The following is a 22,121-nucleotide window of genomic DNA, read 5'->3' on the forward strand; positions in this document are numbered from 1 at the left end:
AAAACCGAACGCTATTCTTGAGATTTAACTTTAATTTTTTGAGGCGGATTCTCTGAAAGCGATAATCCTTTTTCTTTCATAACCTTTACAACATGCGACTCCATTTTTAACTTCATCAATCTTGACCGACCATCAAAAAACTTAGACCGTATTTCTTTTACTTCATTTTTCAAACGTGCAATCTCATAAACTTTTTTATCTGCACTGTGAGAACTTGCAATCATCACAATAGCTAATCCTGACAAAAAGAGAATAAACCGCCAACTCCTAAAAGCATCTTCACTTATTAAAAATGTACCCTTTAATATGTTATAAATATTCGTCTTCATTTATATTTTTTCAGCCACTCTTAATTTTGCGCTTCTCGCTCTATTATTCATTTTTATTTCTTTAGCCGATGGCACTAGTAATCCGTTAACTTTTTTTAAAGGCACTTCAAAATTTCCAAACATATCACGTTCAGGCTCACCCTCAAACATACCGTTTCTAATAAAGCGCTTCACCAACCTATCTTCTAACGAATGATAGGAAATAAAACTTAAACGCCCTCCAACCTTCAAAATATCAGGTGTTTGCAATAAAAACTCTTTCAACACCTCAATCTCTTGATTCACCTCAATTCTAATAGCCTGATAAATTTGGGCCAAAATTTTATTAGCATGTCTTGGCGACAAAAACTTGTTTAAAACCTGTTTCAATTGCTCACTCGTTACAATAGGACTAACATCTCGCTGCTCAACAATAGCTCGTGCCATAGCAGGAGCCGCTCTTAACTCCCCATACTGCAACAACACCTTTTTAAGATCTTCTTCACTATATTCATTGACCACATGAAAGGCAGACAATTCATTCTTTTGATTCATTCGCATATCCAAGTTGGCCTCAAATCGCGTAGAAAACCCACGTTCGGCCACATCAAACTGATGCGAAGACACTCCAAAATCAGCCAAAATCCCATCTACCTCTTTCACACCATGAAACCTCAAAAACCGTTTTATATATCTAAAATTCTCATGAATTAAAGTAAACCGTTCATCATCAATAGCATTCTTCAACGCATCAGAATCCTGATCAAAAGCAAACAAACGCCCATTAGCTCCAAGCCTATTCAATATTTCTCTACTATGCCCGCCACCACCAAAAGTTACATCCACATAAATACCATCTGGCCTTACCGCCAAACCATCTACTGTTTCTTTTAAAAGCACTGGGTTATGATATTCCATAGTCATCATCGTCTTGTCCCATAACTTCCTCTGCTAAATCAGCAAAGTCAATTGCCGCATCATCAATAGCTTGTTCATACAAATCTTTATCCCATATTTCAATAATATTGATAGCCGAAGCCACGACAATATTTTTTGAAATGTTAGCAAAAACCGTTAAATCTTTAGGAATCAACAAGCGTCCATTCACATCAACCTCAACAATTTTGGCGCCAGCAGTAAACCTTCTAATAAAATCGTTGTTCTTCTTTTTAAACTTGTTAAGTTTGTTCATTTTCTGCATAAGCACCTGCCACTCGCTCATGGGATACAACTCTAAACACTTTTGAAATACAGAACGACGCAATACAAACCCTTCATCCATGACAGAAGAAAGTTGTTTTTTGATTGCAACAGGCATCATTAATCGGCCTTTTGCATCAACTTTGCAATCGTATGTTCCTGTGATTAAGTCCAAAAGCAGTTTTCTAGTTGGTAAACGTTTATATTTCAAATATATTGAAAAATTTACCACATATTACCACTTTATACCACTTTGTTAATAAATTTTCGATAAACTCGAATTTAAAACAGCTAAAAAAGTGGCTCATCCCCACCTAAAACAGTATACAACTAACTACCAGACAGTTCACGTTTTACCGCAGCCCAATGTTAACATCTCAAATTGCTGCTGAGATCTTAGGTGAATTTTAAAGATTTGTTAATTTTAAGGGAAAAGAATAATTATAGTTGAAATTTCAATGAAATAACTATATTTGTTTTCAATGATTGACCGACTCTTTAATGACACATAGTTTAAAAAAAGAAAGCAAATACAGTTATATAGAAGCAGGAGAAGGCACCCCAATTATAATACTTCATGGTTTAATGGGAGGCTTAAGTAATTTTGATGCTGTGACCGATTTTTTTAGTGAGAAAGGCTACAAAATACTCATCCCAGAACTCCCCATATACTCTATGTCTTTATTAAAAACCAATGTAAAAAGTTTTGCCAAATACTTACATGATTTCATTGATTTTAAAGGACTTAAAGAAGTCATTGTTCTTGGAAATTCACTTGGTGGACATATTGGACTTTATCACACAAAAATGTTTCCTGAATCTGTGAAAGCTTTAATTATTACAGGGAGCTCAGGACTTTATGAAAGCGCTATGGGTAGCGGGTATACTAAACGTAGTGATTATGAAGTTATCAAAAAGAAAGCGCAAGATGTTTTTTATGACCCAGAGGTAGCTACTAAAGAAATTGTAGATGAAGTTTATGAAACGGTAAACGACAGAAACAAACTTGTAAAAACTTTAGCTATTGCCAAAAGTGCCATAAGACACAATATGTCTAAAGATTTACCAAAAATGCACACGCCTACCTGCATTATTTGGGGTAAAAATGACACTGTAACACCTCCAGAGGTGGCCGAGGAGTTTAATGATCTTTTACCTGATTCAGAGTTATTCTGGATTGATAAATGTGGCCATGCTGCTATGATGGAGCATCCCGATGAATTTAATGATATTCTGAAATCTTGGCTTGATAAAAGAGGCTTCTAGTTTAGAGCCGTAATTAATACAGCGTCGTTTAAAAAGTGCTTGTCTCATGAAAATTAAATCTGCTGAATTTGTAGTAAGTAACTCTGATGTGTCTAAGTGTCCTAAAACGAGGCTTCCCGAATACGCATTTATTGGCAGAAGTAATGTAGGTAAATCTTCCTTAATTAATATGTTAACCGGAAGAAAAAGCCTTGCTAAAACATCAGGAAAACCAGGAAAAACACAGCTTATCAATCATTTTTTAATTAATAAAAACTGGCATCTAGTTGATTTACCAGGCTATGGTTACGCGCGTGTATCAAAATCTTCAAAAAAGGTTTTTCAAAAATTTATTACTCAATATTTTAGTCTGCGTGAACAACTGATTACTGCTTTTGTTTTAGTAGACATAAGACATGAACCACAACCTATTGACTTAGAATTTATGCAATGGCTTGGTGAAAACGGCATTCCGTTTTCTATAATTTTTACGAAAGCGGACAAACTAAAACCTAAAGCCATTGAAAACCATATTGAAGCCTATAAAGCAATCCTTCTTGAAACCTGGGAAGACATGCCTAATTATTTTATTACTTCATCCTCAAAGAGCATTGGCAAAGACACCGTTTTAGACTATATTGAACAACTTAATGGCAATATGGCATTAGAGGGCGAGTAAGTAAACCAAAAATTCTACAGCACAGGTCTATTCAACAACTTAACGTCACAAAACAAAATTTGATATGACATTTAGAAAAGCCACTAGGGAAGATGTGCCTCAAATTGTTCTGCTTTTTGCTGATGACAAACTAGGTAAAACCAGAGAAGATTTAAACACCCCTATTTCAAAGAGTTACCTTGAGGCTTTTAAAATAATAGATGCCGACAAAAACCAAGAGCTCATGGTAGTTGAGGATGAAACACTAAGCATTATAGGGACATTTCAACTTACTTTTATACAATATTTAAACTACCGTGGTGGCTTACGTGCTCAAATTGAATCCGTTCAAATTAGAAAAGACAAAAGAGGTATGGGTTTAGGTAAGCTTATGCTTCAGTGGGCTATTAATAGAGCGAAAGAACGTAATGCTTGTTTAATTCAACTTACTAGCGACAAACAACGCCCTAGAGCCATTCATTTTTACAAAAACTTAGGATTTGTTGCCAGCCATGAAGGCATGAAATTGCATTTAAAGTAAACATTTTACTTTAAGACTTTACATCTAAAGCATCTCTTAAGGCATTACCTATAAGCATAAACGCCATAACCAAACTCATAATACACAACCCCGGAATGATGGCTAAATACGGCTTACCAAGAATAATATAATTATAATGGTCTTTTATCATGGCACCCCAACTAGCCATAGGTGGCTGCGCCCCAATACCTAAAAAACTTAAACCACTTTCAATAAGAATTGCAGCAGCAAAATTTGCAGCTGAAATTACAATAACTGGAGCCATAATATTAGGTAAAATATGCTTGGTTATGATTCTAAAATCTGTAAACCCTAATGCTCTGGCTGCAACCACGTATTGCATTTCCTTAACACTAATAATTTGCCCTCTTACCACTCTGGCTACTTCTACCCACATTGTTAATCCAACAGCAATAAACACTTGCCAAAAACCTTTTCCTAAAGCCAGAGTAATAGCAATAACCAATAATAATGTAGGTATAGACCAGGTTACATTTATAACCCACATAATTAAAGCATCAACCTTTCCTCCAAAATACCCAGCTAAACTCCCCATAAACACCCCTATCACTAACGATATAAATACCGCAACAAAGCCTATAAAAAACGAAATTCTGGCACCAACTAAAACACGACTCAGCAAATCTCTACCATACTTATCTGTTCCAAACAAAAAGGTTTTTGTTGCAATAAAAGGCGTAACGTTTTTTTGTGGAAAACGATTAAGACTTATACTTTTCTCTGCACCTACCAATCCATCAGATGCATACTCGTTATAAATCAACACTTCTTCTTCAACTTTAAAGTTGGTAATAGGTATTTCTGTATCTGTATTTTCCTTGCCAAAAAACAGCCTATTCACATATCCTTGATTGGTATTATAAGCGCTTGGAATGGTTAACATATCAACCTTAAAACCAGGTTTTTTTGAATGAATAGACAAATGCATTTGATTTGCATGCTGTGAGTTATCAGGTGCCATAACATATGCAAATAAAGAGACTATAGCAACTAGAACAATAAACCAAAAACTTAAAACGCCCCAAACGTTTTTTTTAAACTTTTGGAGCGCTAATTGTTTTAACGAATTGGAGGTCTCAGCCATAAATTAGCATGCCTATTTTTGTACTTGATTTACCGTTGTTGAAGCTACTTTTTTTAGAGGATATGCCATTTTCAAATCTTCTAATACATTCAGTGCTTCTTCAATATAAACATCCTGACTTAAACTCTCGTGCCAACGTTCTCTTTTTTCTTTCAAGTCTGTAGTATCTTGATTGAAAAGTGTTTTTTCAAAACTAGTTGAATCAAAAGTCAAATTAGTTTTGTAATCGGAAATAGCATCAAAACGCTTAGATTCTTCTTCGTTTAACTCATTCTGTTTTGCATAAGCCTCATAATTTAAAGAAAAGATGGTTTCATCTATTTTTCCTTTTACCCATTTCGCATTTTCTTCAATAAGATTAAACTGTTCATTATTACTCATACGCTCCTTACTTCTTGCTATGGTTTCATCGTAATCAAAATAGTTATCCCATACTTCGTAATCTGCTGCATCAATTTCATCATATGGTAGCGGGTTATCTTTATCTTTTTCACCTACATCAATAAAACTAAAACGTCCTGGAACAACCACATCACTTTTTACACCTTCTAACTGTACAGACCCACCATTTATTCTGTAATATTTCTGAGTTGTTAAAGCCAAAGCGCCTAAATCACCACTAGTATTATTTCTCAGCATATTATTAAGATTAATAACATTTTGAACGGTTCCTTTTCCATAGGTTTGCTTGCTACCAATAACAATAGCCCGCTTATAATCTTGCATAGCAGCAGCCATAATCTCTGAGGCAGACGCTGATATTTCATTCACCAAAACCACTAAAGGGCCATCCCAAGCAATAGATTTATCCTTATCTTTTAAAACCTCTTTAGACTCGCCTGTTGATCTCACTTGAACTACAGGGCCTTCCTTTATAAACAAACCAGCCATATCAACCACGGTTGGTAAAGATCCACCACCATTATTGCGCAAATCAAGCACTAGACCTTCAATACCTTCTGCTTTCAAATACTCTATTTCTTTTTTGACATCTTTTGCAGCATTGACATTTTTATAGTCTTTAAAATCAACATAAAAAGCGGGTAAATTGATTACACCAAATGTTTTACCATCCTTTTCTACCACCGATGATTTTGCATAGGTTTCAACAAGTTCCACCACATCTCTTGTGATAACTACATCTTTTATGGTACCATCTACTTTTTTAATAGTTAGCGTCACCTTTGTGCCTTTTGGTCCTTTAATATATTTTATAGCATCATTGATTCTCATCCCTACTATATTCACAGGAAAAGCTTCGTCTTCTTGTTTTACCTTCAAAATAATATCCTCAACTTCTAGCTCTTTACTGCGCCAAGCTGGCCCTCCTGAAATCAACTCTACAATTTTGATATAATCCATACGCTTTTGTAATCTGGCTCCAATACCCTCAAGTTTACCAGACATGCGTTGATCAAAATCTTCTTTATTCTTTGGTGCTAAATAATAGGTATGTGGGTCATATTCTTCTACAATAGTATTCACATAAATAGCAAACCAATCTTCTCTTTTTAAATCATCAATATTGTCGTTAAAATAAACTTCAATCGATTTCAATGTTGCTTCTCGGGCTTCTTTCTCCATATCAGCCTCTGTCCTCATAACATAAGCAGCATCTCTTTCTTTTGCTTGTTTTTCCTGCTTATACAAATCGTCATAATTTGAAATTGTAGAAAACTTTAATTGTTTCCGCCAACGTTCTTTCATTTGCTTTTTGCTTTTTACAAACTCAATATTTTCATAATTGGTTTCAAACGTCTCATCAATAGTATAATCAAAAGGTTTTGAAAGCACTTCTGAGTAAATCTCTTTAGCTTCAGCTATTCGTTTTAACAAACGCTCATTAACTACATTGAAGAAGGTAATATCTGTAGCCTTTAATTGATCATCAAGATTATATTTATATTTTTCAAATTCCTTTAAATCTGATTGATAAAAATAACGCTTTACTGGGTCTATAATACCTATATAGTCATTATATAATTCTTCTGAAAATTTGTCATCCATCGCTATGGGATCAAAATGCCCTTGCTCTAACACAAAGGTTATTATTTGAATTAACAATTTATCTTTATCAGGATTACTAAACTTTTTTGAGGTAAAACTACACGATGCAAATGCTAATAAAAGCAATAGCGACAGCACTTTATAATTCCTTTTCATAATACGCTTCATCTATTAATTATTTGAATACTTTCTGTGAGCACAATTTATTTTTCACTAAAATAAAGAAAAAACTATGCCATCAAACCAGAAAGCCTACTAATTTTTTGTTAAACACAAGAAATTACAGGTTTACTTTTTAAATTATGTATTTTAGCGAAGCTATTTTTTTACCAAATGACAAAAAAGCCCCTTATATTAGTAACAAATGACGATGGCATAAATGCCGCTGGGATTAGAACCTTAATTTCTGTAATGAATACTATAGGTGATGTAGTAGTGGTTGCTCCAGATAGCCCACAAAGCGGTATGGGACATGCCATTACATTAAACTCAACACTTTATGCTGAAAAAGTGCATATTGACAATGGCCCACAAAAAGAGTTTAAATGCTCTGGCACACCCGCAGATTGCGTTAAACTAGCTATTAGAGAATTACTAGACCGCACCCCAGACCTTTGTGTTTCAGGCATTAATCATGGTTCAAATTCATCAATCAATGTGATTTATTCAGGAACTATGAGTGCCGCTATTGAGGCTGGAATTGAAGGCATTCCTGCCATTGGTTTTTCTTTATTGGATTACAGTTGGAATGCTAATTTTGAAGCGTCAAAAAGCTACGTTAAAACCATTACGCAGGAGGTGCTAAAAAATGGTATTCCCAACGGTATAGTACTCAATGTTAATATTCCTAATTTACCGCAAATCAACATTAAAGGAATAAAAGTGTGTCGACAAGCTAAAGCCAACTGGGTTGAAGAATTTGACAAACGACAAACCCCTCAAGGCAAAGATTATTATTGGCTTACAGGCAAATTTGTTAATTTAGATCATGGAGAAGACACTGATGAATGGGCGCTTGAACACGGTTATGTTTCAGTAGTTCCTTCTCAATTTGATTTAACAGCACACCATGTTATAAAAAACTTAAAGCACTGGAATTTAAATGAATAAAAAAGATATTTTTATTGGTATGCTGGTTGGTTTTATTGCCAACAGTATGGGCCTTTTTTTAACAGCAACTTTATTGGGGCAAGGTGATGATTTTACTCAAGTTATTAAAGCGGCAGCCGAAGAAGGTTTTCTTGGAAAACTAATTAGTTTAGGCGCTATTTTAAACTTAATTGCTTTTTTTATTTTTATAAAAAAACGGCAAGATTACAAGGCTCGAGGCGTATTATTGATTACAGTATTTATTGCCGTTTTCACCTTTGTTTTCAAACTCTATAGCTAGCATTTTTCATTAAGACAACGTATACTATGAAATACTATATACTTGCTGGTGAGGCTTCAGGAGATTTACACGGCTCAAACTTAATTAAAGCACTTAACAATGTTGATGTACATGCCAATATAAGATTTTGGGGCGGCGATTTAATGGAGCAAGCTGGAGGAACCCTTGTTAAACATTATAAAGAACGCGCCTTTATGGGATTCACCGAGGTTATTATGAACCTCAACAAAATATTCAAACTCATTTCATTTTGTAAGCAGGATATTGAATCATTTAATCCAGATGTTATTGTATTTATAGATAACTCTGGTTTTAATCTTCGCATTGCCAAATGGGCCAAAAAAGCTGGTTATAAAACCCACTACTACATATCGCCTCAAGTATGGGCTTCAAGAGCCAGTCGTGTTGAGGCTATTAAGCGGGATATTGACAAAATGTATGTGATTCTTCCTTTTGTAAAGTCGTTTTACAAAAAATATGACTACGATGTTGATTTTGTAGGCCATCCACTTATTGATGCCATTGCCAGCCGCAATCAAGTTGATGAATTTAATTTTAGAAAAACCTTCGGACTAAGTAATAAACCCATCATTGCATTATTACCAGGAAGCCGAAAACAAGAAATCACTAAAATGCTATCAATCATGCTCAGTTTGGTTGATGATTATCCAGATTACCAATTTGTAATAGCAGGTGCACCTAGCCAAGACTACGAATTTTATAAAACCTTCATAACCTCTAAAAACGTAACATTTATCTCCAATAAAACCTATGATTTGCTTAGTCTTTCTTATGCGGCTCTGGTAACTTCAGGAACAGCAACATTAGAAACAGCTCTTTTTAAAGTACCTCAAGTTGTCTGTTATAAAGGCAGTGCTATTTCATATTTTATTGCCAAACGTATAATAACCTTGAAATTCATCTCGTTAGTTAACTTAGTGATGGATAAAGAGGTGGTTACCGAATTAATTCAGAACGACTTTAACAAACGAAAATTAAAACATGAACTTGATAAAATTTTGAATCTCGATTTAAGAAAAAAAATGTTTGTAGATTATTTTGAATTAGAGAAAGCTTTAGGAGGAAAAGGAGCCAGTAAAAAAACCGCTGAATTGATTTATGACCATATCAACACATAAGTTTCATATATATCGATTTTTTATCTGTTTGATTTTTTTGGCAACCAGTTATAGTTGTAAATCTTCAAAACAAGTAGAAGCTAAAAAAAGTAACCCTTCTGAAATTGTAACTAAAAAAGTAAGCGACGAACCTACTAAATATATTGAACCCAAAACAGAACCAGAACACAACGTTGTTGAGGCTGAAGAAATAGTCAAATCGAAAGCCGAGTATATTATAGCCTACGCCAAACAATTTCAAGGTGTAAAATACAGGTGGGGAGGTACCACAAAAGCAGGAATAGATTGCTCTGGTTTGATCTATGAATCCTTTAAATCACAAGACATTACTTTGCCAAGAATATCACGTGATATGGCAAAAAAAGGAAAAAAAATAGCCTTAAAAAAAGTACATACGGGCGATTTACTATTCTTTAAAACAGGCAACAGAAGAAATTCCATAAATCATGTGGGCCTTATAGTTGCTATAAGGAATAATGATATTGAATTTATTCATGCTTCAACAAAAAAAGGCGTTATTATTTCCCATCTCAATGAAATTTATTGGTTAAAAGCTTTTCATGAAGCTAGACGAATTTTGTAAGATATTTTATATCTTGTTGCAGCATGCAATTACTCAATTTCGCAATAATAAAACTTACTTTCTGCTTAGTTATTGGCATTCTTATTGGCCATTTTTTTGGTGTGTCCATAGTTTTTTCTTTGTCCCTTACCTTTTCCTGCTTAGTAGCATTATTTGTAAGTTACAGCATTGCAAAAAAGCAATTTACCAAAACCATTTGGTTTGGGCTGTTAGCGTTTGTTACCATGACTTCTATTGGACTCCTTACAGCAACACTGCATAATCAAAGAAACGTTTCAAACCATTATACTCATTATATCTCCATAAAAGAAGATAGCCTTTACAGGTTAACTTTTAAGGTAAAAGAAATTCTTAAACCAGACACGTACAACCATAAATACATTGTTGAACTCATAGACTTAGACCATAATCATGTTTTAGGAAAATCGCTTTTAAACCTAAAAAAAGACACATTAACAACGCCTGTATTCGTCGATGATATTTTTATAAGCTATACTAACCTTCATCCTTTAAAATCTCCACTTAACCCCTATCAATTTGACTATAGAAACTATTTAAATAAAAAGTATATCTACCATCAACTATTTTGTAACGAAGCTGCTTTATTTCAAGTACAGTCAGATTCTAAAACATTATTAGGTCACGCTAATAACATTAGAAATTTTATTAATAAAAAACTTTCCCTTTATCATTTTAAAGCGAACGAATTAGCCATTATTAACGCCCTTTTTCTTGGACAGCGACAGGACATCAGTAAGGAAACGTATGCTAATTATGCTAAGGCTGGCGCTATTCATATTTTAGCGGTTTCTGGGTTACATGTGGGCATTATTCTAATGATCTTGAATTTTATCTTTAAACCGCTTGAACGGTTTAGACACGGGAGGTTTATTAAAACAGTCTTCATCTTGTTTTTACTCTGGTGTTTTGCTTTTATAGCAGGCTTATCCCCATCGGTTACAAGAGCCGTAACCATGTTTAGTATTGTGGCTATTGCAATGAACCTTAAACGAGCAACCAATATTTACAACACACTTGCAATTAGTATGTTTATTATTCTACTTTTTAAGCCCTTGTATGTTTTTGATGTTGGTTTTCAATTAAGTTATCTTGCCGTGTTTGCTATTGTAACCATTGATCCTTGGCTATATGGTTTATGGCGTCCTAAATACAAACTTGTTCTACTATATTGGCATACCCTTACCGTCACTATAGCAGCTCAAATTGGTATTCTTCCTATTAGCCTATATTATTTTCATCAATTTCCTGGTCTGTTTTTTATTTCAAACCTCATCATCATCCCCATTCTCGGTTTGATTTTAGGATTTGGGTTATTCATTATTCTCTTAGCTTCATTCAATCTTCTTCCTCAGTGGATTGCAACCTGTTTTGCCCATGTTATTGATTTCATGAACAGGGCAGTGGGTTGGATAGCACATCAAGAATCTTTTTTGTTTGAAGCCATTTCTTTTAACCTATTACATGTGTTTTTTGCTTATCTTATTATCATTGCTCTCACCCGTTTGCTAATAAAACGTACATTCCGGTCTGTTTACTTTATTCTTGCTTCTGTTTTAATTATTCAGTCATTTTTAATATTTGAAAAGTTGAATTTTAAGCCGGACGAATTTGTTATTTTTCATAAAAGGAAATCAAGCATTCTTGGCTACACTAATAAAGACAGCCTTCTTATTTCTCATAATGCTGATGGCGTTTCCTTTTCTAATACCAAAATTGTAGAACAGTACATGATTGGAAAACACCTTAAATATTCTAAAAACATTCCGTTTAAAGCGGTATACCGGTTGAAAGACAAATTTCTCTTGCGTGTTGATAGCATGGGCATTTACCAAGTTAAATCCTTCAGACCAAATCAAGTATTACTCATGCAATCGCCAAAAATAAATTTAAGCAGACTGATTGATTCTATACAACCCCAACAAATTATTGCAGATGGCAGTAACTACAAATCTTATATAAAACGATGGAAAGTAACCTGTAAAAAAAGAAACATTCCGTTTCATTCTACCAGTCAACAGGGTGCATTTATTTTTCCATTAAAATAAAATCACCCTTTAAAATTACCTTTAAATGCTTTGTAATACGCATTAAACTCTTCTTGCGTCGTTATGCTTTTATGATCGTCACTATGAAACATTTTTAAATACAACTCCAATTGTTCTGGAGTGCGATAGCCTCTAATCGGTGCAATAACATCAGCTTTTTCATCAAAAAACACAATTGTAGGATAAGCGGTAATCTGTAAAAATCGTGCCAACTCATGTGCCGAATTTCTTGAATTAACTTTTGAAGGATTATAATTAGGGTTTGAAAATGAAGCCCCTTTATAATCTATAACGTCATTACCTTCTCCGTTAAACTTAACTGCGTAATAGTTTTTATTTACAAAATCAACCACATCAGGATTGTGAAATGTTTTTTTGTCAAGCATTTTACATGGGCCACACCAGTTGGTATAAACATCCATCATAATCTTTTTTGGTGTTTTCTTTTGAAGCTCTAAAGCTTCTTCAAGCGACATCCAATTGATGGTTTGCGCCACGATATTCGCTTGACTAAACACCATAGCAAATACAAATAGTAAAATAGTTTTCATAATGATTTAGGTTGCAAAATTTGTTCCTAACTTACAAAAAATGCCCCTAAGAAGGGACATTTCAAATATTTTTTAACATTTTCAGTACTTACCGAACACCATGCATTAGTCGTTTTAATAAAGGGTGTAGTACCAATGATACTAAACCTAAAACGATAGGAATTAGAGTAAATATCAAAAAGAATGTAGACAAACTATACTCCTTTGTAATCTTTTCAATGTCGCCACCTATATAATGTGCTAATTTATTTCCAATGGCAATAGCTAAATAATAAACCCCAAACATAAAGGCCACCATGCGTGCTGGAATTAATTTACTTAAATACGATAATCCCATAGGAGACAAACACAATTCACCCAAGGTATGAAATAAGTAAGCCAAAACTAACCAAGCCATACTTAAACTGGCTGTTTGTGCTCCAGCAGGAACATCTTTAGCTCCAAATGCCAAAAACCCAAAACCTAAGCCTAAAAGTAACAGCCCCAAGAAGTATTTTACCGATGCTGGCGGATTATATTTACTATCCCACCATTTTGTAAATAACGGCGCAAACATGATAATAAACAATGAATTCAAAATAGCAAACCATGTAATAGGCACTTCTGTTTCAGTAGATTGGTATTCAACAAACAATTTATACAATACAATGGCCCAAACAATGATAAAACTACAACCTAAAATAATATTTGATAGACCAATGCGTTTGAATGTTTGCCTAAAAAGACTTAACAACACATAGGTAATAATACCAAGTGGCACTACTGTAACAATTAAATCTATGACTTTAAATGTTGTAGCGGCATTACCTTCTAAAATTCTATTTGTAAAATCTCTGGTATAAATAGGTAATGATCCCGCAGCCTGCTCAAAAGCTGCCCAAAAGAAAATAGTAAACAAACAAAAAATTGCAAATGCAATCATTCTGTCTCTTTCAATGGCTACATATCTTGGAATTCTAATGATGAGAAGTAGTATAAATGATATAGCAGCCAGCAAAGCAAAAAATAGTGAATCTGATAAGCCTGCCACTGTGAAATTAAAAGTTTGAATATCTCCAATTTTACTCAATGGATCATTGATAATAAAAATTATGGCCGATATAGTAAATACTGCAATTAATACATAATCAAGTATTGAAAAATGGTTTAGTTTTACGGTTGATACCGATTCATCATTATTCCCTTTTATCGCTGCTTTGGTTTTTACAGGTTTATCTCCTAACTTTCCAAATAATGGTTGCGCAAAATAAAATTGAAGCATCCCTAAAAGCATAAAAACACCCGCTAGTCCGAAACCATAACTCCATCCAATTTTTTCACCAACCCAACCACATAGCATGATTCCAATAAATGCTCCGGCATTAACACCCATATAAAAAATATTATAGGCGCCATCCTTTTTCTCATCGTGCCCTTCATACATTTTTGAAATTATAGATGTCATATTAGGTTTAAAAAACCCATTACCTATGATTAAAAAAGCAATTCCTATATATAAGAACGTTGGCGTTTCTATTGCCATAGACGCATGCCCTATAGTCATGAGAAGCGCACCAATAACCACAGCCATTCTATACCCTATTTTATTATCGGCCAGCCAACCGCCTAATAGAGGTGTTAAATACACCAGCATGGCGTAAGTTCCTAAAAGCGATAAAGCTGCAGAGGACGTCCATTCCCACCCTGGGTTATCTCCTAAAAGCGATCCTGTTAAAAATATAACTAAAATAGCACGCATTCCATAGTATGAAAAACGTTCCCACATTTCAGTAAAAAATAGAACAAATAATCCTGACGGATGCCCTAATACTTTGTCCTTAAAAAATTGGTCGGTTGATTGTTCTGCCATTATTTTAAATATTTATTAGTTTTCAGCTAGTTCATAGGTTTCAGTTTCATCGTAATGCATTTCAACTTCTTCATCCTCTACACCATGGGTAAGAACTTCTAATTTTTGTCTTACTATAAGCACCAAAGCTCCCAAAGTAACACAAAAAATGGCAATACCTGTGAAAATAGTATACTCTCCTTGACTTTCAGACCATTCCCCAAGTAACCCTGCTAGTTTACTGCCAAAGCCTGTCATGGCAAAATATACACCCATCATTATAGAAGCATACTTTACTGGAGCTAATTTTGTAATAAAAGATAAAGCTACAGGTGAGAGGCACAATTCGCCTATGGTATGTAATAAATAAGCCAAAACCAACCAATACATAGCTGAAGTTCCTGTTGCTTCATATTGTGCTGTAGCCGCGGTCATAAAGAAAAAACCAGACCCCATGATAATTAAACCAACAATCATTTTAAATAATGAAGTTGAAACTTTTCCTTTTAACTTTCTATTAGCCCAATAACCCGCTACACTTGTTCCTAAAAAGATTATAAACATAGCATTTAATGACTGAAACCAAGAAGCAGGAACTTGCCAGCCCAATAACATGCGATTAGTTTTTTCCATGGTGTAAATATTCATTAACCCTCCTGCTTGTTCAAACGCCCCCCAAAACACAATGACTAATAAGAAAGAAATCAATAAAACAACAACCCTATCTTTTTCAACTTTATTTAAGGGTTGCTTCATAGCTAATTTTTCTTCTTCATTCTTTGATGCTCCGAGAAAATTACCAACATGCACCAAATACTTTTGCCCTAAGAGATATTGTAAAATACCGAGTCCCATACCTATTCCAGCTAATCCAAAACCGTAATGCCACCCAAATACTTCTCCAACATAACCAACTACTAAACTAGACAAAAAAGCACCTACATTAATACCAATATAAAAGATAGTAAATCCTTTGTCTCTTCGGATATCACCTTTTTTATACAACCCTCCTACCATTGTGGATATATTGGGTTTTAACATACCAACACCACATACAATTAAAACCAAGCCTGTATAAAATGCCCACATTTGCTCAACAGCCAAAATACTATGTCCAAAGAGTAACAAGACACCACCTACTAACACAGATTTTTTCTGCCCCAATAGTTTATCTGCAATAATACCTCCAGGAATAGACATCACATATACCATCATGGTGTACCAACCATACAAGGCAAGCGCATCTCCATTTGACCATCCTAGTCCTGCATTTTCCCCTTTAGTTTCTGCTACCAGATACAACACCAATATAGCGCGCATACCATAATAAGAAAAGCGTTCCCACATTTCTGTAAAAAACAAAACGTATAAGCCTACAGGATGCCCAAACAGCTCTTTTTGCTTCATTGAAGTTGAATTTGTCATAAAATTTTTCTAGTTAATTGGTTGTGTTATTTTTCCTTTGTTTTTGCCCAAGGTTTTATCTATAAATTTCGTCATTTTTCTGTATAAATGTAGACTTGTATTGCCTCCGTAAATACCATGATTCTTGTCGGGATAAATAGCCATTTCAAAATCTTTATCTGCCTGAATAAGGGCTTCAGACAAACGCATGGTATTTTGCACATGTACATTATCATCCCCAGAACCATGAATTAGCAGAAAATCCCCTTTTAATTTATCAACGTGCCATATTGGTGAGTTCTCATCATACCCCTTAGAGTTTTCTTGAGGAGTTCTTAAATAACGTTCAGTATAAACAGAGTCATAAAAACGCCAACTTGTTACTGGCGCTACAGCAATAGCCATTTTAAAAACATCGGCTCCTTTAAACAAACAATTAGCACTCATAAAACCACCATAACTCCAGCCCCAAATACCTATACTTTGAGCATCAATATACGGTAATTTTCCGAGTTCTTTGGCTGCTTGTATTTGATCTTCTACCTCAAATTTCCCTAAGGATTTATAGGTAACTTTCTTAAAATTGGCTCCTAAATACCCTGTTCCTCTTCCATCTACGCAAGCAATTACATATCCTTTTTGTGCTAAGTATTGAAACCAATAGTCACGTGAGCTTGTCCATGTGTTTGAAACTCGCTGAGATCCTGGGCCTGAATACTGAAACATAAGTAAGGGATAGGATTTTGACTCATCAAAATCTAGTGGTTTTATCATCCACATATTCAGTTCGTTCCCATTAACACTAAGTGTACTAAATTCCTTTTGCGGAAGTTTATATTCAGAAACGGTTTGTTTTAAAGCGGCATTGTCTTTTATAACTTTAACCAGCTTTCCCGTTTTTGAACTATGTAAAGTATACTGCGTTGGCGTTGTAGCGTTGGAATAGGTATTTATAAATAAAGAAAAATCGGCACTAAAGTCGGCAGCATTGGTTCCTAACTGGTTTGTTAATCGTGTTTTTGATCTTCCGTTTAGATGGATAGCATAAACATCTCGGTTTATTGAACCATTTTCTACAGATTGATAGAAAATCCGTTCGGTGTTTTCATCGAATCCATAATAATTTGTAACCTCCCAATTTCCTTTTGTTACCTGGTTTACAAGTTTTCCAGAGACATCATAATGATATATATGATTGAAACCATCCTTTTCACTCGTCCAAATAAAACTATTGTTGGGTAAAAAAGTTAAATTATCTGTAACTTCAACATAGGCTTGATCTCTTTCTTCTATAACCAAATTAGCGGTATTTGAAGTTACATTAATCATCCATAAATCTAAAGCATTCTGATGACGGTTCAGGTATTGCGCACTTAAAACATCAGGATGATTTGTCCATTTAATTCTAGGAATGTAAAAATCATGATAGGGTTTGCCAACCTCTATTTGTTCAACCGTATTTTTTTCTAAATTTGAAATATGAAGTGATACTATTGCATTGGCTTCGCCCGCTTTTGGATATTTAAAAACTTGTTGTTTTGGGTACAAGTCTGTTCCGTAAATATCCATAGAAAATTCAGGAACCTGAGTTTCATCAAACCTTAAAAAGGCAATCTTATTCCCATCCACATTCCAATCAAATGCTCTAACAAAACCAAATTCTTCCTCATAAACCCAATCGGCAACCCCATTTATAATTTTATTTTTCTCGCCATCAAATGTAACTTGCGTGGTGGTACCATCCTGTAAATCTTTCACAAATAAATTATTGCTTTTAACAAAAGCCACTTTGGTACCATCAGGAGAAAATGTAGGTTCTTGAATTCTTTCTTTTGAAATTAGCATCATTGATTTATCAGTCACATCATAAACAAAATAATGTCCTAAAACCGAATGTCTGTAAATTGATGCTTCATTAATAGCCAGAATAATCTTTTTCTCATCTGGGCTAAAAATATAGTTTGTAAAATATGGCAACACCTCTAAATCTGTTGAACTCACTAAAGTTTTAACTTTTTCTGTGGTTTTATAATCATAAATATCAATAGAAGTGGCACCTGAAACGTTATCAAAATTTAGCACAGAATATTGCTGTCCGTTCGTCATAGAATGCAGTACATCTAAGTATTCTTGTTGAAAGGTTCCATGTTTCCAAATATCTTCTAGGGTAAGTTCTTTAGTTTGCGCACATAAAAATGACGTTATAAACGCACAAAAAACACAAGAGAATTTTAAATATTTCATGCAGTGTATCAACTATTTCTTTGGGTATATAGCCTTTTTAAACACCAAAATATTGAAGTTATAGATTATTTAATTCTAGATAATTTATCCTTTCAACTATTTATTTTACAAAAGGCTGTCAAGATTACTAAAAATTCTTCAAAAAACCTTTTTATTAACACTTAAATAACACCATTTTAAAACATTTCATTACAAATTAACACTAAGATAGTATCTTTGTGTTTCAAATTAATATATTATGAGCAAACCTATTGATGGCTTTTCTAAACTCTCAAAATCTAAAAAGATTGATTGGATTGTTGACACCTATTTTTCTAATACCGAAAGCGCTAAAAGTGTTTTAAAACAATATTGGAATAGCAACGAAAAATTGCAACAACTCCATGATGAGTTTATAGAAAACACCATCACTAATTACTACCTTCCGCTTGGTGTGGCCCCTAATTTTTTAATAAACAACAAGCTTTACACCATACCAATGGCCATTGAAGAAAGTTCTGTAGTGGCGGCAGCCAGTAAAGCGGCTAAGTTTTGGATGGATAGAGGCGGCTTTAAAACGAAAGTGCTTTCTACTACAAAAATAGGACAGGTGCACTTTAACTTTTTAGGCGATGTTAAAAAACTAGCCCATTTTTTTAACCACGTTAAACCGAAGTTAATTCTTGATTGCAAAGATATCACTCAAAATATGAGCAAACGTGGTGGAGGTATTTTAGATATTGAGCTACGTGATAAAACGTCTGAAATTGAACATTATTACCAACTTCATGCATCTTTTGAAACACTTGATGCTATGGGTGCCAACTTTATAAATTCTTGCCTAGAGCAATTTGCTGAAACCTTTAAAACCGAAGCTCAAAAATTTGATTTGTTTTCTGAAGAAGAGAAACAAATTGACATTATTATGAGCATTCTTTCTAATTATGTTCCAAATTGTCTGGTAAGAGCAGAAGTAAGTTGCAAGGTAGATGCCCTAGGTGATGGTGATACAATGTCAGGTAAAGATTTTGCCAAAAAATTTGTTCAAGCGGTTAACATTGCTGAGGTGGAACCTTTTAGAGCAGTTACACATAACAAAGGTATAATGAACGGTATAGATGCTGTTATTCTGGCCACTGGAAACGACTTCAGAGCTGTTGAGGCTGGCGTTCATGCTTATGCTGCCAGAAACGGCAAATATAGTAGTTTGACCCATGCTAAAGTAGAAGATGACATGTTCACGTTTTGGATTGAAATTCCTCTAGCTTTAGGTACGGTTGGAGGCCTCACAGGATTACACCCTTTAGTTAAATTAGGTTTAGAACTTTTAAACGAACCCTCTGCTAAAGAGCTCATGCAAATTGTTGCGGTAGCAGGTTTGGCTCAAAATTTTGCTGCACTGCGGTCTTTAACCACTACAGGAATTCAGCAAGGCCATATGAAAATGCACCTCATGAATATTTTAAATCAATTTGAAGCCAATGCATCCGAAAAAGAAGCTTTGGTAAAACATTTTGAAAACCATACCGTTTCCCATAGTGCTGTATCTGAAGCCTTAAACCAATTAAGATTAAATCTTGAAAAATAAAACATTTTATAGCCACGGTAAACTTTTAATCTCTGGAGAATATGTTATTCTTGATGGCGCGCTTTCTCTGGCGCTTCCTACCAAAAAAGGACAATCTTTAACTATTGAACCTCTTGATAACAATAGTATTTTATGGGAAAGTTATGATGAAAACGAAACCCTTTGGTACAAAGGCGAATTTAAAATTCATAACAACCTAAAAATTACTTCAAAATCAGAAGATGACACATCCAAAAGACTCATCCAAATATTCCATACCATAGCAGATTTAAATCCTAATGTCTTTAAAAACCAAAAAGGATTTAAAGCCATTACCAAGTTAGAATTTCCAACAAACTGGGGCCTAGGAACCTCATCTACACTTATAAACAACTTAGCACAATATGCTTGTGTAAATCCGTATAAACTCTTAGAAATGACTTTTGGTGGTAGTGGCTACGATATTGCATGTGCCCAAAATGACACATCAATCACGTATAAATTAAACGGAAAAACACCAGTTATTGTTCCTGTTGATTTCAATCCTGATTTTAAAAATCATTTATTCTTTGTTCATCTTAATAAAAAACAAAATAGCAGAGAAGGTATAAAGCATTACAAAGCTTATAGAAGCCATATTGAACCTAAATTGAAAGAAATCAGCCTTTTAACGCAACAAATATTAGACTCAAAAACCTTGACTCATTTTGAAGCCTTAATTGAAAAACATGAAACCATAATCGCAGAAGTGACTAAACAAACTTCAGTAAAAACCTTGTTTTTTAGTGATTTTCCTGGTAGTATAAAAAGTTTAGGTGCCTGGGGCGGTGATTTCATTTTAGCAGCATCAAAAGAAAATCCTACTTCGTACTTTAAACAAAAAGGATTTCATACCATAATTGCCTATCAAGACATGATTTTGTAAAGCCATGAAACAGTATATTTTTTTTAACCCTCTTGTTCTTGTTTTTGGAGTATACTGTTTACTGTCATCGTCTCATATAGAAGCTCAGGAAAATGACACATTCAAATATGCTTTTGAAGCATCAACAGATAACGATGCACTTGGCATTTGGGAAAATTATGATCGGTATTATACCTTTGGCATTGGACTAAAGTTTTACTTTAAATCAGAACAATTTTTAGGCCTTCAAAAACTATTTCCCTCTAAAAAACATTACTTTTTTGATGTTGAATTACGTTCTGAAGGCTACACTCCAACTAGAAAATCCTTTTCAAAGGAAGAAATTCTTTCAGACACCCTTAAATTTGAACGTCCTTTTGCTGGCCTACTTTATACAAAACTTAATACCACATACACGTTTGAACGTTCTTTTGTGAAATCTGAATTGTTATTAGGTATAATGGGACCTTCAGCATTTGCCGCAGAAATTCAAAACTGGTTACACAAATATTTACCAACAAGTGATTTGGTTGAAGGCTGGGAATATCAACTTCCCAACCAACTTATTGTTAACTTTAATATAAAAACGGCTTGCGATTTAACGCCTAACTCCAAATTATTTGATATTTACGCCGCAGGAGAAGCAAGGTTTGGCAATTTATATATTGACGCAACTCCAAGTCTTGGGTTTCGATTTGGAAAATTTAATACCCTTACCGAATCTTCTGCTTTTAACAACGATTTACTAGCCTCATTTACCGCGAGGGAGTTCTTTTTACAAACGAATATTTCAACTACTTTAGCAGCCTTTAATGGCACCGCTCAAGGTAAAATGTTTGGACCTAAATACAAATATGCACTAGACCATATTCATCAGGCACATGCCGTCATATCAAATACTGTCTATATAACAAGAAAGCGATACACCATAAGTTTCCAACATAACATGGTCTTCGGAAAAGTTATCCCAAAATCACGACACATTTATGGGGTACTTAATTTGAGGTATCGCTTTAATTAAATTTCTATATTAATTATATGTAGACGTCGCTACTTCAAAATTAGCATCTTTAGCGGCTAAATAACGTTCGGCATCTAAAGCGGCCATACAACCTGTACCTGCTGCTGTTACTGCTTGCCTATAAACATGATCTGCAGCATCGCCTGACACAAACACACCTTCTATATTCGTTTTTGATGTCCCTGGCTCATTCACAATATAACCCGTTGCATCTAATTTTAAATAGTCTTTAAAAATATCTGTATTCGGTTTATGTCCAATCGCTACAAAAAATCCTGTGGCTGGAATGTCCTGCTTCTCATTGGTTTTATTATTGAAAACACGAACCCCTGTTACTACTTGTCCGTCTCCTAAAACTTCATCTGTCTCGGTGTTAAATAG

General features: G+C 34.3%; 21 protein-coding genes. 11 read left to right on the forward strand and 10 right to left on the reverse strand.

The genetic code is table 11. From position 1 onward, the window contains the following. Nucleotides 1-11: 11 nt before the first annotated feature. The 3 genes from FGF67_RS08735 to mraZ are packed head-to-tail and all read right to left on the reverse strand — an operon-like array spanning nucleotide 12 to nucleotide 1,683. Nucleotides 12-329: an FtsL-like putative cell division protein gene (locus FGF67_RS08735; RefSeq protein ID WP_139696809.1), complete on the reverse strand. Its 318-nt coding sequence runs from the start codon at nucleotides 327-329 to the stop codon at nucleotides 12-14. Beyond that, nucleotides 330-1,232: a 16S rRNA (cytosine(1402)-N(4))-methyltransferase RsmH gene (gene rsmH, locus FGF67_RS08740; RefSeq protein WP_233244044.1), complete on the reverse strand. Its 903-nt coding sequence runs from the start codon at nucleotides 1,230-1,232 to the stop codon at nucleotides 330-332. After that, the gene (gene mraZ / locus FGF67_RS08745; protein WP_139696813.1) at nucleotides 1,213-1,683 is read right to left on the reverse strand and encodes a division/cell wall cluster transcriptional repressor MraZ; all 471 of its coding nucleotides are present in this window, start codon (nucleotides 1,681-1,683) and stop codon (nucleotides 1,213-1,215) included. The genes rsmH and mraZ overlap by 20 nt, the downstream gene beginning before the upstream one ends. 326 nt (nucleotides 1,684-2,009) lie before the next feature. On the opposite strand from mraZ, the gene FGF67_RS08750 reads away from it, so the two are divergent. The 3 genes from FGF67_RS08750 to FGF67_RS08760 all read left to right on the forward strand — a co-directional run bounded on the left by FGF67_RS08750 (nucleotide 2,010) and on the right by FGF67_RS08760 (nucleotide 3,952). Beyond that, nucleotides 2,010-2,774 (forward strand): alpha/beta fold hydrolase, encoded by a 765-nt coding sequence (locus tag FGF67_RS08750; RefSeq protein ID WP_139696815.1) that lies wholly within the window; start codon nucleotides 2,010-2,012, stop codon nucleotides 2,772-2,774. 46 nt (nucleotides 2,775-2,820) lie between these two features. After that, nucleotides 2,821-3,432: a ribosome biogenesis GTP-binding protein YihA/YsxC gene (yihA, locus tag FGF67_RS08755; protein ID WP_139696817.1), complete on the forward strand. Its 612-nt coding sequence runs from the start codon at nucleotides 2,821-2,823 to the stop codon at nucleotides 3,430-3,432. Between the two features lie 64 nt (nucleotides 3,433-3,496). After that, complete coding sequence (locus FGF67_RS08760; RefSeq protein ID WP_139696819.1) at nucleotides 3,497-3,952, forward strand: GNAT family N-acetyltransferase; 456 nt, start codon at nucleotides 3,497-3,499, stop codon at nucleotides 3,950-3,952. A gap of 10 nt (nucleotides 3,953-3,962) precedes the next feature. On the opposite strand, the gene FGF67_RS08765 is transcribed toward FGF67_RS08760, so the two are convergent. Further along, the gene (locus FGF67_RS08765; RefSeq protein ID WP_139696821.1) at nucleotides 3,963-5,057 is read right to left on the reverse strand and encodes an ABC transporter permease; all 1,095 of its coding nucleotides are present in this window, start codon (nucleotides 5,055-5,057) and stop codon (nucleotides 3,963-3,965) included. Nucleotides 5,058-5,069: 12 nt separating this feature from the next. Then, on the reverse strand, nucleotides 5,070-7,220 hold the full coding sequence (locus tag FGF67_RS08770; protein WP_139696867.1) for a carboxy terminal-processing peptidase: 2,151 nt from the start codon (nucleotides 7,218-7,220) through the stop codon (nucleotides 5,070-5,072). A gap of 177 nt (nucleotides 7,221-7,397) precedes the next feature. Between FGF67_RS08770 and surE the strand changes: the two genes are divergently transcribed. The 5 genes from surE to FGF67_RS08795 are packed head-to-tail and all read left to right on the forward strand — an operon-like array spanning nucleotide 7,398 to nucleotide 12,242. After that, nucleotides 7,398-8,174 carry a 5'/3'-nucleotidase SurE gene (gene surE, locus FGF67_RS08775; RefSeq protein ID WP_139696822.1) on the forward strand — a complete coding sequence of 259 codons (777 nt, stop codon included), beginning with the start codon at nucleotides 7,398-7,400 and terminating at the stop codon, nucleotides 8,172-8,174. Next, nucleotides 8,167-8,454, forward strand: coding sequence for a hypothetical protein (locus FGF67_RS08780; protein ID WP_139696825.1), 288 nt, complete (start codon nucleotides 8,167-8,169; stop codon nucleotides 8,452-8,454). The genes surE and FGF67_RS08780 overlap by 8 nt, the downstream gene beginning before the upstream one ends. A 26-nt stretch (nucleotides 8,455-8,480) precedes the next feature. Further along, entirely contained in the window at nucleotides 8,481-9,593 is a 1,113-nt protein-coding gene (gene lpxB, locus FGF67_RS08785) for a lipid-A-disaccharide synthase (RefSeq protein ID WP_139696827.1), read from the forward strand. Then, nucleotides 9,574-10,176 carry a C40 family peptidase gene (locus FGF67_RS08790; RefSeq protein WP_139696828.1) on the forward strand — a complete coding sequence of 201 codons (603 nt, stop codon included), beginning with the start codon at nucleotides 9,574-9,576 and terminating at the stop codon, nucleotides 10,174-10,176. The genes lpxB and FGF67_RS08790 overlap by 20 nt, the downstream gene beginning before the upstream one ends. Before the next feature lie 23 nt (nucleotides 10,177-10,199). Continuing rightward, nucleotides 10,200-12,242 (forward strand): ComEC/Rec2 family competence protein, encoded by a 2,043-nt coding sequence (locus FGF67_RS08795; RefSeq protein ID WP_139696831.1) that lies wholly within the window; start codon nucleotides 10,200-10,202, stop codon nucleotides 12,240-12,242. 2 nt (nucleotides 12,243-12,244) lie between these two features. Here FGF67_RS08795 and FGF67_RS08800 read toward each other — a convergent pair whose 3' ends face one another. The 4 genes from FGF67_RS08800 to FGF67_RS08815 form a co-directional block, all read right to left on the reverse strand. Continuing rightward, complete coding sequence (locus tag FGF67_RS08800) at nucleotides 12,245-12,793, reverse strand: thioredoxin family protein (protein ID WP_139696833.1); 549 nt, start codon at nucleotides 12,791-12,793, stop codon at nucleotides 12,245-12,247. 88 nt (nucleotides 12,794-12,881) lie between these two features. Continuing rightward, nucleotides 12,882-14,642 carry a peptide MFS transporter gene (locus tag FGF67_RS08805; protein ID WP_139696834.1) on the reverse strand — a complete coding sequence of 587 codons (1,761 nt, stop codon included), beginning with the start codon at nucleotides 14,640-14,642 and terminating at the stop codon, nucleotides 12,882-12,884. A gap of 15 nt (nucleotides 14,643-14,657) precedes the next feature. Then, nucleotides 14,658-16,046 (reverse strand): peptide MFS transporter, encoded by a 1,389-nt coding sequence (locus tag FGF67_RS08810; RefSeq protein WP_139696836.1) that lies wholly within the window; start codon nucleotides 16,044-16,046, stop codon nucleotides 14,658-14,660. Nucleotides 16,047-16,055: 9 nt separating this feature from the next. Beyond that, nucleotides 16,056-18,269: a S9 family peptidase gene (locus FGF67_RS08815; protein WP_139696838.1), complete on the reverse strand. Its 2,214-nt coding sequence runs from the start codon at nucleotides 18,267-18,269 to the stop codon at nucleotides 16,056-16,058. Between the two features lie 238 nt (nucleotides 18,270-18,507). On the opposite strand from FGF67_RS08815, the gene FGF67_RS08820 reads away from it, so the two are divergent. The 3 genes from FGF67_RS08820 to FGF67_RS08830 are packed head-to-tail and all read left to right on the forward strand — an operon-like array spanning nucleotide 18,508 to nucleotide 21,740. After that, a complete protein-coding gene (locus FGF67_RS08820; protein ID WP_139696840.1) occupies nucleotides 18,508-19,836 on the forward strand; it encodes a hydroxymethylglutaryl-CoA reductase, degradative in 1,329 nt (442 codons plus the stop codon). After that, nucleotides 19,826-20,740 (forward strand): GYDIA family GHMP kinase, encoded by a 915-nt coding sequence (locus FGF67_RS08825; RefSeq protein WP_139696841.1) that lies wholly within the window; start codon nucleotides 19,826-19,828, stop codon nucleotides 20,738-20,740. The genes FGF67_RS08820 and FGF67_RS08825 overlap by 11 nt, the downstream gene beginning before the upstream one ends. A 4-nt stretch (nucleotides 20,741-20,744) precedes the next feature. Beyond that, complete coding sequence (locus FGF67_RS08830; RefSeq protein ID WP_139696844.1) at nucleotides 20,745-21,740, forward strand: lipid A-modifier LpxR family protein; 996 nt, start codon at nucleotides 20,745-20,747, stop codon at nucleotides 21,738-21,740. A gap of 9 nt (nucleotides 21,741-21,749) precedes the next feature. On the opposite strand, the gene FGF67_RS08835 is transcribed toward FGF67_RS08830, so the two are convergent. Next, a partial coding sequence (locus FGF67_RS08835; RefSeq protein WP_158293207.1) for an NAD(P)/FAD-dependent oxidoreductase occupies nucleotides 21,750-22,121 on the reverse strand: 372 nt, incomplete at its 5' end.

It is taken from the genome of Allotamlana fucoidanivorans (assembly GCF_006265225.1).
Classification (GTDB): Bacteria; Bacteroidota; Bacteroidia; order Flavobacteriales; family Flavobacteriaceae; genus Allotamlana; species Allotamlana fucoidanivorans.

What these genes read in the sequence shown, in the direction of transcription:
- FGF67_RS08735 (WP_139696809.1), bottom strand. Translation starts at nt 329, where the DNA reads ATGAAGACGAATATTTATAACATATTAAAGGGTACATTTTTAATAAGT.
- rsmH (WP_233244044.1), bottom strand. Translation starts at nt 1,232, where the DNA reads ATGACTATGGAATATCATAACCCAGTGCTTTTAAAAGAAACAGTAGAT.
- FGF67_RS08750 (WP_139696815.1), top strand. Translation starts at nt 2,010, where the DNA reads ATGACACATAGTTTAAAAAAAGAAAGCAAATACAGTTATATAGAAGCA.
- yihA (WP_139696817.1), top strand. Translation starts at nt 2,821, where the DNA reads ATGAAAATTAAATCTGCTGAATTTGTAGTAAGTAACTCTGATGTGTCT.
- FGF67_RS08760 (WP_139696819.1), top strand. Translation starts at nt 3,497, where the DNA reads ATGACATTTAGAAAAGCCACTAGGGAAGATGTGCCTCAAATTGTTCTG.
- FGF67_RS08765 (WP_139696821.1), bottom strand. Translation starts at nt 5,057, where the DNA reads ATGGCTGAGACCTCCAATTCGTTAAAACAATTAGCGCTCCAAAAGTTT.
- FGF67_RS08770 (WP_139696867.1), bottom strand. Translation starts at nt 7,220, where the DNA reads ATGAAAAGGAATTATAAAGTGCTGTCGCTATTGCTTTTATTAGCATTT.
- surE (WP_139696822.1), top strand. Translation starts at nt 7,398, where the DNA reads ATGACAAAAAAGCCCCTTATATTAGTAACAAATGACGATGGCATAAAT.
- FGF67_RS08780 (WP_139696825.1), top strand. Translation starts at nt 8,167, where the DNA reads ATGAATAAAAAAGATATTTTTATTGGTATGCTGGTTGGTTTTATTGCC.
- lpxB (WP_139696827.1), top strand. Translation starts at nt 8,481, where the DNA reads ATGAAATACTATATACTTGCTGGTGAGGCTTCAGGAGATTTACACGGC.
- FGF67_RS08790 (WP_139696828.1), top strand. Translation starts at nt 9,574, where the DNA reads ATGACCATATCAACACATAAGTTTCATATATATCGATTTTTTATCTGT.
- FGF67_RS08795 (WP_139696831.1), top strand. Translation starts at nt 10,200, where the DNA reads ATGCAATTACTCAATTTCGCAATAATAAAACTTACTTTCTGCTTAGTT.
- FGF67_RS08800 (WP_139696833.1), bottom strand. Translation starts at nt 12,793, where the DNA reads ATGAAAACTATTTTACTATTTGTATTTGCTATGGTGTTTAGTCAAGCG.
- FGF67_RS08805 (WP_139696834.1), bottom strand. Translation starts at nt 14,642, where the DNA reads ATGGCAGAACAATCAACCGACCAATTTTTTAAGGACAAAGTATTAGGG.
- FGF67_RS08810 (WP_139696836.1), bottom strand. Translation starts at nt 16,046, where the DNA reads ATGACAAATTCAACTTCAATGAAGCAAAAAGAGCTGTTTGGGCATCCT.
- FGF67_RS08815 (WP_139696838.1), bottom strand. Translation starts at nt 18,269, where the DNA reads ATGAAATATTTAAAATTCTCTTGTGTTTTTTGTGCGTTTATAACGTCA.
- FGF67_RS08820 (WP_139696840.1), top strand. Translation starts at nt 18,508, where the DNA reads ATGAGCAAACCTATTGATGGCTTTTCTAAACTCTCAAAATCTAAAAAG.
- FGF67_RS08830 (WP_139696844.1), top strand. Translation starts at nt 20,745, where the DNA reads ATGAAACAGTATATTTTTTTTAACCCTCTTGTTCTTGTTTTTGGAGTA.